Below are 14,380 nucleotides of genomic sequence, written 5' to 3'. Positions count from 1 at the left end.
GATGCTGCTGAAGGGCCCCGAGATCGCGCGCTATCTGGCCCGGCCCGACCCGTCGCGGCCCGCCTTGCTGATCCACGGCCAGGACGCGATGCGCGTCGCGCTGAAACGGGCCGAGGCCGTGCGCGCCCTGGTGGGCGAGAAGGCCGACGAGGAGATGCGCCTGACCCGCATGCCCGGCGGCGGGCTGAAGAAGGACCCCGCCCAGCTGATCGACGCGGTGCGCGAGGTGGGGTTCTTTCCCGGCCCCCGCGTCGTGCTGGTCGAGGACACGCCCGACAGCGCCGCCGATGCCGTGCGCGGCGCGCTGGAGGGGTGGCGCCAAGGGGATGCGGTCGTCGTCGTTACCGCGGGCCAGCTTTCCAAGTCATCCGCGCTGCGCAAGCTGTTCGAGACCCATGGCCAGGCCGTCTGCGCCCCCATCTATGACGACCCCCCGGGCGAGGAGGAGATCATCCGCTGGATGGCCGATGCCGGGCTGCATCAGCTGCCCCGCGACGCGCTGCGCGAGATGACGATCCTAGCCCGGGCGCTGGACCCGGGCGATCTGCGCCAGACGATTGAGAAGATCGGCCTCTACAAGCATGGTGATGACAGCCCCCTGACCCCGGAGGAGATCGCGGCCTTGGCCCCCGCCACGATCGAGGCGGATCTGGACGAATTGATCCACACGGTCGCCGAACGCCGCGATGGGGATTTCGGGCCCCTGATGCGGCGGATCGACCAGCAGGGGATGGCGCCGGTGACGCTGTGCATCGCGGCGCTGCGCCATTTCCGGGCGCTGCATCTGGCGGCGGCGGATCCGGCGGGACCGGGCGTGGCCTTGGCCCGGGCGCGGCCCCCCGTCTTCGGCCCGCGCCGCGACCGCATGGCGCGCCAGGCCCAGAGCTGGGGCATGGGCCCCCTGGAGGAGGCGGTGTCGCTGCTGATCTCGACCGACATGGTGCTGCGCAGCGCCAGCCGCGCGCCGCAGATGGCGCTGGTCGAACGCGCGCTGCTGCGGTTGGTGATGAAGCCGCGGGGCCGCAGGTGAGCCTGGCATTGGTCATCGGCGCGGGGCCCGCCGGGCTGATGGCGGCCGAGGCGCTGATGGCCCCGGGGCGCCGGGTGATCCTGGCCGATGCCATGCCCAGCCCCGCGCGCAAGCTGTTGATGGCGGGCAAATCCGGGCTGAACCTGACCAAGGACGAACCTGCGGCGGTCTTTGCCGACCAGATCGCGGGCCGCGCGCCCGATCCGGGCGGATTTCTGCAGGTGGATGGCCGGGATTTCGGCCCCGAATCGGTCCGGGCCTGGGCCGAGGGACTGGGCATCGCGCTGTTCTCGGGGTCCACCGGGCGGGTCTTTCCGGTGGGGATGAAGGCCTCGCCCCTGCTGCGGGCCTGGCTGGCGCGGCTGGAGGCGGGGGGCGTCACCCTGCGGCGCCGCTGGCGCTGGACCGGGCTGGGCGACGGGTTCCGATTCGACACGCCCGAGGGGCCGCGGGACGTCGCCCCGCAGGTCACGGTGCTGGCCTTGGGCGGGGCCAGCTGGCCCAGGCTGGGATCGGATGCGGGCTGGGTGCCGATCCGGGCGGGGGCGGGGGTGGCGATCGCGCCCTTCCGCCCGGCGAATATGGGGCTGCGGGTGGATTGGTCCGACCCGATGCGCCGCTTTCAGGGCCAGGCGGTCAAGGGCACGGCCATCCGCGCGGGCGGCGCGGTCAGCCGCGGCGAATGGGTCGTCACTCGCCACGGCGTCGAGGGCGGCGGGATCTATGCGCTGTCCGCGCAGATCCGCGACGGGGCGGCGGCGGTGATCGACCTGGCGCCGGACCTGACGGCGGAGCGGCTGGCCAGGCGATTCGCCCAAGCCCGCGGGCGGCTGAGCATCGGCAACTGGCTGCGCCGGGTGCTGGGCTGTCCGCTGCGCGTGGCCTTGATGCTGGAATGGGGGCGGCCCCTGCCGCAGGACCCGGCGGGATGGGCGGCGCGGGCCAAGGCGCTGCCACTGCGCCATGCGGGGGTGATGGGGCTGGACCGGGCGATATCCTCGGCCGGGGGGATCCGCGCCGAGGCGCTGACCCCCGACCTGGAGCTGCGCGCCCTGCCCGGCACCTTCGCCGCGGGCGAGATGCTGGACTGGGAGGCGCCGACGGGCGGCTATCTGCTGACCGCCTGCCTGGCGACGGGGCTGCGGGCAGGGCGGGCGGCGGCGGCGCGGATCGCGCCCTAGCGCGCGGCGGCGGCCTTGTAGGCGGGCCGCTGGCGCATCCGGTCCAGATAATCCGACAGCCGGTGTTCGGTGACCGGAAAGCGCGCGACCAGCGCCCAGTCCAGGCAATGCGTCAGGATCACGTCGGCCAGCGTCATGCGCGGCCCCATCAGGAAGGGGCCGTCGCCCATGCGATGGGCCAAGGTCTTCTGGCTGGTCTCGAATTCCCACATCAGGGTGTTCTTGATCGCCGCCAGCCGCATCTGCGGGGGCAGCACGAAGCTGTGGCGCGCCGCCAGCCACAGGGCCGCGTCGAATTCGTCCAGCAGGAACTGGGTCAGGCTGTCCTGGCGCGCCCGGTCCAGCGTGCCCGCCGGATGGGTCAGATCGCCATGGCGATCGGCCAGATAGGTCAGGATGGCGGTCGAATCGGTGATCGGCGTGCCGTCGTCGATCAGCACCGGCACCTTGCCCGCCGGGTTCACCTGGGCCACCCCCTCGCTGCGGGGCAGGGCGGGGATGTGTTCGTAGGGTTGGCCCAGCTCCTCCAGCATCCACAGGACGCGGAAGGCGCGGGATTTTGCGGTGCCGATGACGCGATACATGGATCCCCCCGAAGATGCGGGGACCAGAAGGCCCCAGCAGGGGGCCCGCGTCAAGCGCGGCGGCAGGCGATCAGCTGCTGGCGGTACATCTCGGACCGCTGGCCGACCTGGTTCGCGACGCGCATCAGCCAGGGCTTGCCGCGGAAGCTGCCGCTGCGATAGCCGCCGCGACCCTCGTGATAGGCCAGGTATTGCGATGTCGCATCATGCTTGGACAGGCCCAGCTGCTGCTGGCTGCCATGCATGTACCAGCCCATGAAGTCCGTGGCATCGCGGATGTTGTCGCGCCGGGCGCGACGGTTGCCGGAATTCTGCTGATATTCCTCCCAGGTGCCGTCCAGGGCCTGGGAATAGCCGAAGGCGCTGCTCTGGCGGCCGACGGGGATCACGCCCGCCGCATATTGATGCGGGGTGCGGGCATCGCCGATGAATTTCGATTCCTGATACATCGTCGCCATCTGCACATGGACGGGCACGCCCCATTTGCGTTCGGTCTGGCGCATCGCGCGCAGATAGGCGGGACGTTCGGAGGCGATGGCGCATGCATTGTCCAGCTGGCGCGGAGCGCTGAAATTGCCGCCGCCCCCGCAGGAGGCGACAAGCCCGACGATCGCCAGCTTGAGAAGCCAGTTCATGGAAACCCTCATTCTGCTCGGTCCGGTCTTGGGGCCGGTCTTTCGCAGGGATTGTTACAGGAAATCACGCCCGGGTGAAATCACAAACCCGGAACTGGCCCCGGACCCGGGGAAAATCAGCCGGCCCCTTCCGGGCGCAGCAGCGCGTTCAGCGCCTGCAGATCCGTGGCCCCCGCATCCAGCAGCAGCGATTCCAGCGCCCGGTAATGGGCCAGCACGCGTTCGCCCGTGGGCGTGACCCGCGCGCCCCCGCCGCCCGCCCCGCCGCGCGCGCTGTCGATGACCGGGTCGATGAAGGCGGTGTTCATCTCCTCGACCAGGGTCCAGGCGCGCTTGTAGCTCATCCCCATCTCGCGCGCGGCGGCCGAGATCGATCCCAGCCTGCCGATGCGCGACAGAAGCTCGGCCTTGCCGGGCCCCAGGATCAGGGGGGAATCGTATTCCAGGCGCAGTTTGATGCGCAGCCGGGGGGCGGTCTGGGTCATGGGGGGCGTCTTTCGTTATTCCCGCACAACATAGCGGCTTGGCGCGCGGGCCGCAATTTGCCGCTGCGGCACGGGTTGCGGGATGCGGGCGCGGCCCTAGACTGTCGGCAACGGCAAGAGGAGGCCCACCATGTCCGACATCGTCATCCTGTCCGGCGCCCGCACGGCGATCGGCACCTTCGGCGGCAGCCTGGCCGCCACCCCGCCCATCGCGCTGGCCACGACCGTCACCCGCGCCGCGCTGGAACGGGCGGGCCTGGCGCCCGACCGGGTGGGGCATGTGGTCTTCGGCCATGTCATCAACACCGAGCCGCGCGACATGTATCTGAGCCGCGTGGCGATGCTGGATGCGGGCATCCCAGAGACGACGCCCGCGATGAACGTCAACCGGCTGTGTGGATCGGGGGCGCAGGCGGTGGTCTCGGCCGCGCAGGCGCTGATGCTGGGGGATGCCGATTTCGCCATCGCGGGCGGCGCGGAAAGCATGAGCCGGTCGCCCTATGTCATCCCCTCGGCCCGGTTCGGGGCCAAGATGGGCGATCAGGCGATGCTGGACATGATGACCGGCGCGCTGACCTGTCCGATGGGCACCGGCCATATGGGCGTCACCGCCGAGAACGTGGCCGCCGAACATGGCATCACCCGCGACGCCCAGGACGAATTCGCGCTGGAATCCCAGCGCCGGGCGGCGGCGGCGGTCCAGGCGGGGCATTTCCGCGACCAGATCGTCCCGGTCGAGGTCAAGACCCGCAAGGGCATGGTCGCCTTCGACACGGACGAGCACCTGAAGGAGACCAGCCTGGAGAAGCTGGCCGGCCTGAAGCCCGTCTTCCAGAAGGGCGGCAGCGTCACCGCCGGCAATGCCAGCGGCATCAATGACGGCGCGGCGGCGCTGGTTCTGGCGCGGGCCGATGCGGCAAAGGCCGCGGGCCTGGTGCCGCGGGCGCGGATCCTGGGCTATGCCGTCGCCGGCGTGCGTCCGGAGGTGATGGGCATCGGCCCCGTCCCCGCCGTCCGTGCCCTGATGGAGCGCACGGGCCTTGCCGCGGGCGATTTCGACGTGATCGAATCGAACGAGGCCTTTGCCGCCCAGGCCCTGGCCGTGAACCGCGAACTGGGGCTGGACCCGGCGCGGGTGAACCCCAATGGCGGCGCCATCGCCTTGGGCCATCCGGTCGGGGCGACCGGCGCCATCCTGGTCGTGAAGGTCCTGCACGAGCTGGAGCGCACCGGCGGGCGCACCGGCCTGATCACCATGTGCATCGGCGGCGGTCAGGGCATCGCCATCGCCATCCGCCGCGACTGACGCGGCCCCCTGTCCCGCATCCCTGAAACCGGTCTGTTTTCCAGACCGGTTTTTTCTTGCTTTTCGCCCCTGAATTGGTCCGACTGGTGTGGACAAATCGAGGAGGAGACGAGGTGTCACAGGGAGTGTTTCTTGCCGCCGCGGCCTTGCCGGTCGTGGTGGTGTTTCTGCTGCTGGTCGTCATGCGGCGATCGGCCAAGCTGTCGATGCTGGTGGCCTATCTGGTCACGGTGGGGCTGGCGCTGTTTCTGTGGGGGGCGCCCGCGGCGCGGGTCGCGGGGGCCACGATCAACGGGTTGGTGACGGCGATCACGCTGCTCTATATCGTGTTCGGGGCGATCCTGCTGCTTTACACGGTGCAGGAATCGGGGGCGATCCGGTCGATCCGGCGGGGGTTCATGGACATCTCGCCCGACCGGCGGATCCAGGCGATCATCATCGCCTGGATGTTCGGGTCGATGATCGAGGGCGCGTCGGGATTCGGCACGCCCGCGGCGGTCGCGGCGCCGCTGCTGCTGGCCATCGGCTTTCCGGCCATGGCGGCGGTGATGGTGACGCTGATCATCCAGTCGGTGCCGGTATCCTTCGGCGCGGTGGGCACGCCCATGCTGGTGGGCATCACCACCGGCCTGTCCAACAGCCCCGAGGTCGCCACCGCCATCGCCCCGATGACCGTCGCCGACTATGTCCCCGTGGTCGGTGCGCAGGTCGCGCTGGTCCATGCGGTCGTGGGTGTGGTGATCCCGCTGCTGATGGTGGGCATGCTGACGCGGTTCTTCGGGACCAGCCGCAGCTTTGCCGAAGGGTTCCGCGCGTGGAAATTCGCGGTCTTCGCCGGGCTGGCCTTCACGCTGCCCTATGTGCTGGTCGCGCGGGTGCTGGGCCCGGAATTCCCGTCGCTGCTGGGCGGTCTGATCGGGCTGATGATCGTGGTGCCGGCGGCGCGGGCGGGGTGGTTCCTGCCCTCGGACCGGTTCGACTTTCCGCCCCGCGCCCAATGGGGCGAGGGCTGGCAGGGCAAGCTGGAACCCGAGGAGGCCGATCTGGGTCCGGGGCGGCGCGACATCGGGCTGATGACGGCCTGGATGCCCTATGTGATCGTGGCGGGCCTTCTGGTGCTGACGCGGACCATCCAGCCGCTGAAGGCCTGGCTGACCGGGCCGGACACGACGCTGGTGCTGCGCGACCTGTTCGGGTCGGGCATCAACGCGCAGGCCCAGTTCGCCTATTCGCCGGGGACGGTGATGATCGTCGCCTCGCTGATCTCGGTCGGGCTGTTCCGGATGCGGGGGCGCGATTATGGACGGGCCTGGGCGATCTCGGGGCGCACGATGATGGCGGCGGCGCCCGCGCTGCTGCTGGCGGTGCCGATGGTGCAGGTCTTCATCAATTCCGGATCCGCCCAGATGCCGTCCATGCCCATCACCCTGGCCGAAGGGATGGCGGCCGCGACCGGGGCGACATGGCCGCTCTTTGCGCCGATCGTGGGGGCCTTGGGGGCGTTCATCGCCGGGTCGAACACGGTGTCGAACATGATGTTTGCGCTGTTCCAGTTCTCGACCGCGCAGGGGATCGGGCTGGATCTGGCCGGGATCACCACGGTGGTGGTGCTGCAGGCCGTGGGCGGGGCCGCGGGCAACATGATCTGCGTGCATAACGTCGTGGCCGCATCCGCCGTCGTGGGCCTGACCGACCGCGAGGGCGACATCATCCGCAAGACGCTGATCCCGATGGTCTATTACGTGCTGCAGGCCGGGCTGGTGGGCATGGCGCTGGTCATGGGCGGGATCTGGTGGCTGGCGGCGGCGATCTGGTTGGCGGTGGTGATCGGGTCCATGTGGGCCAATCGCGACCCGCAGGGGGCGGCGCTGCGCGCCTGAAAAAGGAACGGGCCGCCCAGATGAGGCGGCCCGCGAGATCCAAGGAGATGGTCCGGTTAGGGGCGGGTTCGGGCCCGGTCCCAACCAGGGTTTACGACCTTCGGGGCTGCCCTCAGGCCACGGCCCCCCTGACTGTTCCGACACCTCTCTCCACTATCACTCTCGACACTGGACCACCTCCTTTCAAAAGATTGCCGTTATAGGGACAGGCTGACACAGATGCGAAATCTGTCAATCAGCTTTCCGTCCCCGATCGCAACAATTTGCGGACAATGATGCGGAAGGGCACAAGCGCCAGTATCGCCAGGCCCAGCTTGACCAGCCAGTCGGCCAAGGCCAGCGACACCCACAGGGGCGATTGCGGGCCCTGGCCCAGCAGGGGCACGGCCTCGTTCGACCAGCCGGTGTTGATGTCGGCGGGCAGCAGGGCGGAAAAGGCGATGCCGAAGAACAGCGCCGTGTCCAGCGCCGAGCCGATCAGGGTCGAGGCCAGCGGCGCGCGCCACCACTGCCCGTTCCGCAGGCGGTCGAAGACCGCGACATCGACCAGCTGCGCTACCAGGAAGGCCGTTCCCGAGGCCAAAGCGATTCGCAACGTGGTCGCATCCAGCCCCGCGGCGATCAGCGAACAGGCCACCCCGGTCACGAAACCGGCCAGCACCACGCGGCGGGCGGCGGCCGGGCCGTGGACGCGGTTCATCACGTCCGTCACCAGAAAGGCCAGGGGATAGGTGAAGGCGCCCCAGGTCAGCCATGTGGCCACCGTGAACTGCACCAGGATGTTCGAGGCCACCACGATGGCGGCCATGGCAAGGATGCCGGGCAGGAAGCGGGTCATCGCGGGATCCGTTTTGACAAGGTTGCGGAGAAACTCGGCCCCTTTCGTCCGCAGGGCGGCGGGGCAGCCGGGGCCTTACGCCCCCGCGCCCCGGCTTGTCAATTCGCGGCCCTGCGGTCCGTGCCCTCGTGCAGGCGGAACTCGACCAGCTCGGTCCGCTGCAGGAACAGGAAATTGTCGTCCGAGATCAACGTGATGCGCGGCCCCTCGCCGTCATCCCAGACCGAGATCCCCTCCAGGTTGTCATATTGCATCGAGCGGCTTTCCATCAGCACCTCGTCGCGGGCGACCTCGCCCTCGACCAGATCCATGCGGCGCAGGCGCGAGGCGAATCCCAAGGGGCCGCGGAAATCGCGTTCCAGCAGATAGAACATCCCGTCCGGGCCGATATCGGCCCCGACCGGCAGCCAGCGCGGATCGCGGCGGATCAGGGCGTGTTCGCGCCATTCCCCGTCAAAGGCCAGGACGGTGAAGGGCGTGGCCGGCCCGGAGGATTGTTCGGGCACGGCCAGGATGGTGCCGTCATCCCGAATCGCCAGGGATTCCAGCCCCGCATTGGGCCGCATCCCCGGCAGCTTGGGCGGAAAGGGCAGGGGGTCCGCGGCGGCCTCCGGGTGGTCATAGGCCACGACCCGGTGCAGCCCCTCGAAGCTGACCCAGATGCGGCCGTCCGCGCCGATGGCGATCCCCTCGCTGTCGCCGCGATACCCGGCGGGCAGGGGGTTGCCGGACCGGTCGCGCAGATTGGCCCGGCCCTCGATCACCATGTCCCGAACCGCGCCCTGGGCGTCGCGGTCCACGCGGCCCCAGAACAGATGCGCGCGGTCGGTCAGGGCGTGGAAGCGGGTGCCGTCCTCGGTGATCTCGATCCCCGAGAATCCGCCGAAATCGGGGTCGGCGTCGCGCCAGACGAAGGTGCCCATATCCTCCAGCACCGCGCCCGCCGCAGGGGCGGGCGCGGGGGCCAGGGCGGCGCCCAGGACCAGGATCAGGGCGCCGAGGCGACTGTGGCGCATTGGCGGGGCAGATCGCTCATCCGGTAGGTGCGGGGATGGCGGTAATCGGGATCGGGCGGCGTGGGACGGGCCCGGCTGGGGTCGATGCGGATGTTGATCCATTCCTGCGCCTCGGCGCAGCCATCGCCCGCGGGGATCGGGTTCGGCGTCGGGCAGATCGATCCGGCGGGGCAGTTCATGCGGATGTGGAAATGGTGGTCGTGATTGTTGATCGGGCGGATCTTGCGCAGCCAGTCGCGATTGCCGGTCTCGGCCTGGCACATGGCGACCTTGGCCACGGGATCGACGAAGATGCGTTCCACCCGCGGATCGCGGGCGGCGGCGCGCATGATCGCCATATGCGCCCCCGACCAGTGGCTGGACAGCGCCGTGCCGTTGCCCGCCACGACCGAGACCGAGGACAGGTTTTCACGCTGCTGGCGCGACAGCTGCAGCGAGGATGGCGGCAGCATCCAGATATCGGCATCTAGGCCGATCTGGTGGCTGGCATGGCCGGATGTCATCGGCCCGCCGCGCGGCTGGCTGATATCGCCGATATAGAGCCCCTGCCAGCCCGCCTGCTGCGCGGCGCGCGAGAGGCCCTGCAGAAAGTCGATCATCACCGGATGGCCCCAATGGCGGTCGCGCGACAGGCGCATCGACTGCCAGCTGGGGCCGCTTTCGGCCATCTGGACCAGGCCCTGCGCGCAGCCCTGGGAATAGTTGCCGATGGCCACGGCCGCCCCCTGCGAGGGGGTGCGGAAGGCGCCGAACACGTCGCGGGCCAGCGGATCGGCGGCGGCGGGCAGGGCCATGCCCAGCATCAGGGCGGCCGCGGTCAGGATCTGTCTCATGGGGTTTTTCCGTCTCCCTCTCCTTCGGGGTTGACCCACCATAGCAGAGCCAGCGCCAGCAGGAAGATCACGATCAGGGGAAGAAAGCCGATGCGCTGGCTGCCGCTGAGATCGGTGGTCACCGCGATCGCGAAGGGCGCCAGGAAGGCCGTCGCCTTGCCCGACAGCGCATAGAGGCCGAAGCCCTCGGTCGCGCGGGCCTCGGTCGTGTGGCGGACCATCATGGTGCGGCTGGCGGCCTGCAGCGCGCCGCCCGCCCCGCCGATCACCGCCCCGCAGGCAAAGAAGATCAGGTCGGGCAGGCGCAGCCCGCCCAGGACCGGGTCGGGCGTGGCGATGCCGAAGACCGATGTGCGGTCCATCCCCACCAGCAGCATGCAGACCGCCGTCAGCGCCAGGATGCAGGCGGCGATGACCGCGCGCGGCCCGAAGGCGCGGTCCGCGCGCCCGCCCAGCCAGCTGATCCCCGCGGCCGAGATCGCGCTGACGACCCCGAAGACGCCTGCCAGAAAGACCGGCCAGCCCAGCACCGTCCCCGCATAGACCCCCCCGAACCCATAGAGCGCGTTCAGCGCATCGCGCGAGAACATCGATGACAGCAGCCACATCAGCAGGCTGCGCCGGTGCCGCAGGCTGCGGACCAGCGCCCAGAGCTCGGCCAGGCCTTGGCGCACGCGGATGGGCCGGCCCGTGCCGCGCGGCTCGCGCACCCAGAGGAAGAAGGGGATCATGAAGACTACATACCAGATCGCCGTGAAGGGGCCGACGAAGCGGGTCCCCTCGCGCGTCTCGGGGTCCAGGCCCAGGATCGGCGGGATGCCCGCCAAGGTGCGCCCGGTGGGGGTCTCCGCGAACAGCAGCAGCATCAGCGCCAGCGAGACCACGCCGCCCAGATAGCCGAAGGCGAAGCCCGAGCCGGAGATGCGCCCGATCTCGGCCCGCGGCGCCAGGCTTGGCAGCATGGCATTGGTGAAGATCGTCGCGAATTCGACCCCGATCAGGCCGATGCCGAACAGGACCACCGCCTGGACCAGCGCGGGCTGGTCCGGCATCAGGAACCACAGCCCCGCCGACCCCGCCACATAGAGGAGGGAGAAGAGCCAGACCCAAGGCATCCGCCGCCCCGAGGTATCGGCCACCGCCCCCAGGATCGGCGCCAGCCCCGCGATGATCGCGCCGCTGATCGCCAGCCCGTAACCCCAGAGCGCCTGCGCCTGCGCGCCCGCCTGCGCGGCGTCCGCGCCCTGCAGGATGAAATGGCGCTGCGCGACCTCGGCGAAATAGATCGAGAAGACGAAGGTCAAAAGCAGCGTGTGATAGGGCTGGCTGGCCCAGTCAAAGAACCACCAGCCCCAGATCCGCTTGCGGTCGATGCCCATTGCCGTCCCCCCCATTCCCGTCCCCCGTGGTGTTTGCGCCATAAGGGCCGGGCGGAGTCAGGCTGGCAAGTGAAGTTTCGCCTCCGGCGGGATGACGGGGGGCCAGGGGCGGGCGGCGTCGGCCTCGATCCAGGCGGCGATCCAATCGGGCAAAGGCGGGCTGTCGGGGCCGTGGCCCATCGCCTCCATGACCTGTCCGGGCGGCACGATGCCTTGGGCCGAGGTGACGGCGGACCGGATCATCACCTGGTTGCAGCATTCCGCGCCCTTCCACATGGATTGCTCCATATAGACGAAGCGGTGATCCCAGCCCACCATGCGCGAGATCATCGTGAAGCGGTCGAAGGCCCGGATGCGCTTGCGATAGCGGGTTGAATTGCCCGCCACGGTGATCCCCCAGCCCCGCTCGCGCAGGATCGGGACCAGCTCGGTGCGGCTGGCCAGCGGGATGCGGCCCAGATCGAACAGGGTCAGGGTGCGGCCGTTGTTCAGCTCCCACCAGGGGTCGATGTCCCACGGCCAGCAGCGATGGGTCGAGACATGCGCCTCCAGCGGCCCGAGCCGCGGGGCTTTACGGAATTTCAACATCTCCTTGGCAAAACGGATCAGCGGATACATGGGGGGGCCTTTCGCAATGTCGCGCCATGGGTGACCGCCGATCACGGGGGCGTCAACCGGAACGCGGCGGCAGGGCCCCGGATCGGGTTGCGCCGGGCTGGCCGCGCGGTCATACAGGATGCGCGCCAAAGACGGGGAAATGCGGATGGTCACGCTCTATCAAGCCTTGCAGCTGATCCTTCAGATCATGTGGTTCATCATGATCGTCCACATCATCATGTCCTGGCTGATCAATTTCCAGGTGCTGAACCTGCGCCAGCCGCTGGTAGCCCAGATCTGGGACGGGCTGAACCGGTTGCTGGAGCCGATCTATCAGCCGATCCGCAACATCCTGCCCAATACCGGCGGGCTGGATCTGGCGCCGCTGGTGGTCTTTGTCATCATCATCATCGCCCGCAGCGCGCTGGCGAACAATGCAGGCTTCTTCTACGGCACTTGATGGCGCGTGACCTGACAACCGGCGACCTGCTGCGTCAGGTCTGGGGCTTCGACGGGTTCCGTCCGGGCCAGGAAGAGGTCGTGGATGCGGTGGCCCAAGGCCGCGACGTGCTGGCGATCATGCCGACCGGCGGGGGCAAGTCGCTGTGCTTCCAGCTGCCCGCGCTGATGCGCGACGGCGTGACGGTTGTCATATCCCCGCTGATCGCGCTGATGCGCGACCAGGTGCGCGCGCTGCGCGAGGCGGGGGTCGAGGCGGGCGCCCTGACCAGCGGCAATACCGAGGCCGAGACGGAGGCGGTCTTTGCCGCCATCGCGGACGGGCGGATGAAGGTGCTGTATATGGCGCCGGAACGGCTGGCCTCGGGCGGGACGGTGACCCTGCTGCGGCGGGCGGGTGTGACGGCGATTGCGGTGGACGAGGCGCATTGCGTCAGCCAGTGGGGCCATGATTTCCGCCCCGATTACCTGCGGATCGGCGATCTGAAGCGGACGCTTGGCGTGCCCTTGGCGGCCTTCACCGCCACCGCCGATGTCGAGACGCGGGCCGAGATCGTCACGCGGCTGTTCGACGGTCAGCCGCCGGTGACCTTCCTGCGCGGCTTCGACCGGCCCAATATCCGCCTGGCCTTCCAGCCCAAGAACAGCCCCCGGACACAGGTCCTGACCTATGCGGCGGCGCGGCGCGGGCAATCGGGCATCGTCTATTGCGGGGCGCGGGCGCGGACCGAGACCTTGGCGCAGGCGCTGCGCGAGGCAGGCCATCCCGCCATCGCCTATCACGCGGGGCTGGAGGCCGAGGCCCGGCGCGAGGCCGAGGCGCGGTTCCAGACCGAGGACGGGCTGATCGTCGTGGCGACCGTCGCCTTCGGCATGGGCATCGACAAGCCCGACATCCGGTGGGTGCTGCATGCCGACCTGCCGAAATCCATCGAGGGATATTATCAGGAGATCGGGCGTGCGGGCCGTGACGGCGATCCGGCGGATACGCTGACGTTGTATGGTCCCGACGACATCCGCCTGCGCCGCACCCAGATCGACGAGGGCCTGGGCGACGTGGCCCGCAAGGCCGGAGATCACGCGCGGCTGAACGCGCTGCTGGGTCTGGCCGAGGCGACGGGTTGTCGGCGGCGCCGCCTGCTGGCCTATTTCGGCGAGGAGATGGCCGAGGATTGCGGCAATTGCGACCTGTGCCAGACGCCGCCCAAGCTGTTCGACGGGACGCTGGCGGTCAGGAAGGCGCTGTCGGCCATGGTGCGGACCGGCGAATGGTTCGGCGCGGGCCATCTGATCGACATCCTGACCGGCACCACCACCGACAAGGTGCGCGAGCGTGGCCATGACCAGCTGCCGACCTTCGGCGTCGGGCGCGAACACGGGCGCGGGCAGTGGCAGGCGATCTTCCGGCAGATGATGGGGCTGGACCTCTGCCGCCCCGACCCGGAACGCCACGGCGCCCTGCATCTGACCGAGACCGCCCATCCCATCCTGCGCGGCGAGGAACCCGTGACCCTGCGCGAGGACACGACCAAGGGCGCCAAGCCCGCCAATGTCCTGCGCACCCAGGTGTCGGAGGAGGACGAGCCGCTGCTGTCGGCGCTGAAGGCCCGGCGGCGTGCCTTGGCCGAGGCGGCGCGCGTGCCCGCCTATGTGATCTTTCCCGACCGCACCCTGATCGAGATGGCCGAGAAGCGCCCGCAGGACATGGACCAGATGGCCCGGATCGGCGGCGTCGGCGCCAAGAAGCTGGACAGTTTCGGTGCGGCCTTCCTGGAGGTGATCGCGGGCGCGCAGCCTGAGATGCACCCGGCGCGGCGGGCCTTGGCGGGCCGGCCGGCGGGCGCGCTTTTCGACGATCTGATGCAGATCCAGCTGGACCTGCAGCGCGGCGCGGATGGCACGGAAAAGCCGCTGTCGTGTTCGACCGCCCAGATCCGCCGCATCGCCGAGGCGCGCCCCGCCGGGATGGATGCGCTGGCCCGGCATCTGGACCAGCCGCGGCTGGACCGCTTCGGCGCGGCCTTTTTGGACCGGATCGCGCAGGCGGACTGACCGCCCCCTCAACCGAACGTGATGCACCATTCGCGCAACTCCATGCGTGGATCATGCGATAACCGGTGCATGCGGCCCCATCCGCGCGCCCGCTCGATCGGAGGA

At 69.7% G+C, this 14,380-nt stretch carries 14 protein-coding genes; 6 read left to right on the top strand and 8 right to left on the bottom strand.

The annotated features are described in order from the left end of the window. Position 1 precedes the first annotated feature (1 nt). Together holA and JHW48_RS15205 are read left to right on the top strand one after the other, a co-directional pair. Complete coding sequence (holA, locus tag JHW48_RS15210) at positions 2–1,030, top strand: DNA polymerase III subunit delta (protein WP_119885982.1); 1,029 nt, start codon at positions 2–4, stop codon at positions 1,028–1,030. Further along, the gene (locus tag JHW48_RS15205) at positions 1,027–2,211 is read left to right on the top strand and encodes a BaiN/RdsA family NAD(P)/FAD-dependent oxidoreductase (RefSeq protein WP_272835652.1); all 1,185 of its coding nucleotides are present in this window, start codon (positions 1,027–1,029) and stop codon (positions 2,209–2,211) included. Before holA ends, JHW48_RS15205 begins: the two co-directional genes overlap by 4 nt. Here the strand turns inward: JHW48_RS15205 and JHW48_RS15200 are convergent. From JHW48_RS15200 to JHW48_RS15190, 3 genes are all read right to left on the bottom strand, one after another. Further along, positions 2,208–2,795, bottom strand: coding sequence for a glutathione S-transferase family protein (locus JHW48_RS15200; RefSeq protein WP_119885984.1), 588 nt, complete (start codon positions 2,793–2,795; stop codon positions 2,208–2,210). The two genes, JHW48_RS15205 and JHW48_RS15200, sit on opposite strands and share 4 nt — an antisense overlap. A gap of 50 nt (positions 2,796–2,845) precedes the next feature. After that, positions 2,846–3,430 carry a transglycosylase SLT domain-containing protein gene (locus tag JHW48_RS15195; protein WP_119885985.1) on the bottom strand — a complete coding sequence of 195 codons (585 nt, stop codon included), beginning with the start codon at positions 3,428–3,430 and terminating at the stop codon, positions 2,846–2,848. 116 nt (positions 3,431–3,546) lie between these two features. Next, the gene (locus tag JHW48_RS15190; RefSeq protein ID WP_119885986.1) at positions 3,547–3,915 is read right to left on the bottom strand and encodes a winged helix-turn-helix domain-containing protein; all 369 of its coding nucleotides are present in this window, start codon (positions 3,913–3,915) and stop codon (positions 3,547–3,549) included. Between the two features lie 130 nt (positions 3,916–4,045). Here JHW48_RS15190 and bktB point away from each other — a divergent pair, with 130 nt between their 5' ends. Both bktB and JHW48_RS15180 read left to right on the top strand, forming a co-directional pair. Further along, the gene (gene bktB, locus JHW48_RS15185; RefSeq protein ID WP_119885987.1) at positions 4,046–5,221 is read left to right on the top strand and encodes a beta-ketothiolase BktB; all 1,176 of its coding nucleotides are present in this window, start codon (positions 4,046–4,048) and stop codon (positions 5,219–5,221) included. A gap of 113 nt (positions 5,222–5,334) precedes the next feature. After that, a complete protein-coding gene (locus tag JHW48_RS15180) occupies positions 5,335–7,101 on the top strand; it encodes an L-lactate permease (RefSeq protein ID WP_240637815.1) in 1,767 nt (588 codons plus the stop codon). A gap of 235 nt (positions 7,102–7,336) precedes the next feature. Here JHW48_RS15180 and JHW48_RS15175 read toward each other — a convergent pair whose 3' ends face one another. The 5 genes from JHW48_RS15175 to JHW48_RS15155 form a co-directional block, all read right to left on the bottom strand. Next, positions 7,337–7,939, bottom strand: a complete 603-nt coding sequence (locus JHW48_RS15175; protein WP_119885988.1) for a queuosine precursor transporter — start codon at positions 7,937–7,939, stop codon at positions 7,337–7,339. A 98-nt stretch (positions 7,940–8,037) separates the two neighbouring features. Next, entirely contained in the window at positions 8,038–8,955 is a 918-nt protein-coding gene (locus JHW48_RS15170; protein ID WP_240637816.1) for an esterase-like activity of phytase family protein, read from the bottom strand. After that, positions 8,928–9,788, bottom strand: a complete 861-nt coding sequence (gene mepA / locus JHW48_RS15165; RefSeq protein WP_119885989.1) for a penicillin-insensitive murein endopeptidase — start codon at positions 9,786–9,788, stop codon at positions 8,928–8,930. The genes JHW48_RS15170 and mepA overlap by 28 nt, the downstream gene beginning before the upstream one ends. Further along, on the bottom strand, positions 9,785–11,182 hold the full coding sequence (locus tag JHW48_RS15160) for an MFS transporter (protein ID WP_419182396.1): 1,398 nt from the start codon (positions 11,180–11,182) through the stop codon (positions 9,785–9,787). Before JHW48_RS15160 ends, mepA begins: the two co-directional genes overlap by 4 nt. Before the next feature lie 42 nt (positions 11,183–11,224). Continuing rightward, on the bottom strand, positions 11,225–11,785 hold the full coding sequence (locus JHW48_RS15155; protein WP_119885991.1) for an acyl-CoA thioesterase: 561 nt from the start codon (positions 11,783–11,785) through the stop codon (positions 11,225–11,227). Positions 11,786–11,930: 145 nt separating this feature from the next. Between JHW48_RS15155 and JHW48_RS15150 the strand changes: the two genes are divergently transcribed. Both JHW48_RS15150 and recQ read left to right on the top strand, forming a co-directional pair. Then, on the top strand, positions 11,931–12,224 hold the full coding sequence (locus tag JHW48_RS15150; RefSeq protein ID WP_119885998.1) for a YggT family protein: 294 nt from the start codon (positions 11,931–11,933) through the stop codon (positions 12,222–12,224). Beyond that, a complete protein-coding gene (gene recQ / locus JHW48_RS15145; protein WP_119885992.1) occupies positions 12,224–14,275 on the top strand; it encodes a DNA helicase RecQ in 2,052 nt (683 codons plus the stop codon). The genes JHW48_RS15150 and recQ overlap by 1 nt, the downstream gene beginning before the upstream one ends. Positions 14,276–14,380: the final 105 nt, after the last annotated feature.

It is taken from the genome of Paracoccus aestuarii, assembly GCF_028553885.1.
Lineage (GTDB): Bacteria > Pseudomonadota > Alphaproteobacteria > Rhodobacterales > Rhodobacteraceae > Paracoccus > Paracoccus aestuarii.
The sequence above is the reverse complement of the archived record's forward strand: the minus strand, read 5'-3'. Positions and strand labels throughout refer to the sequence as shown.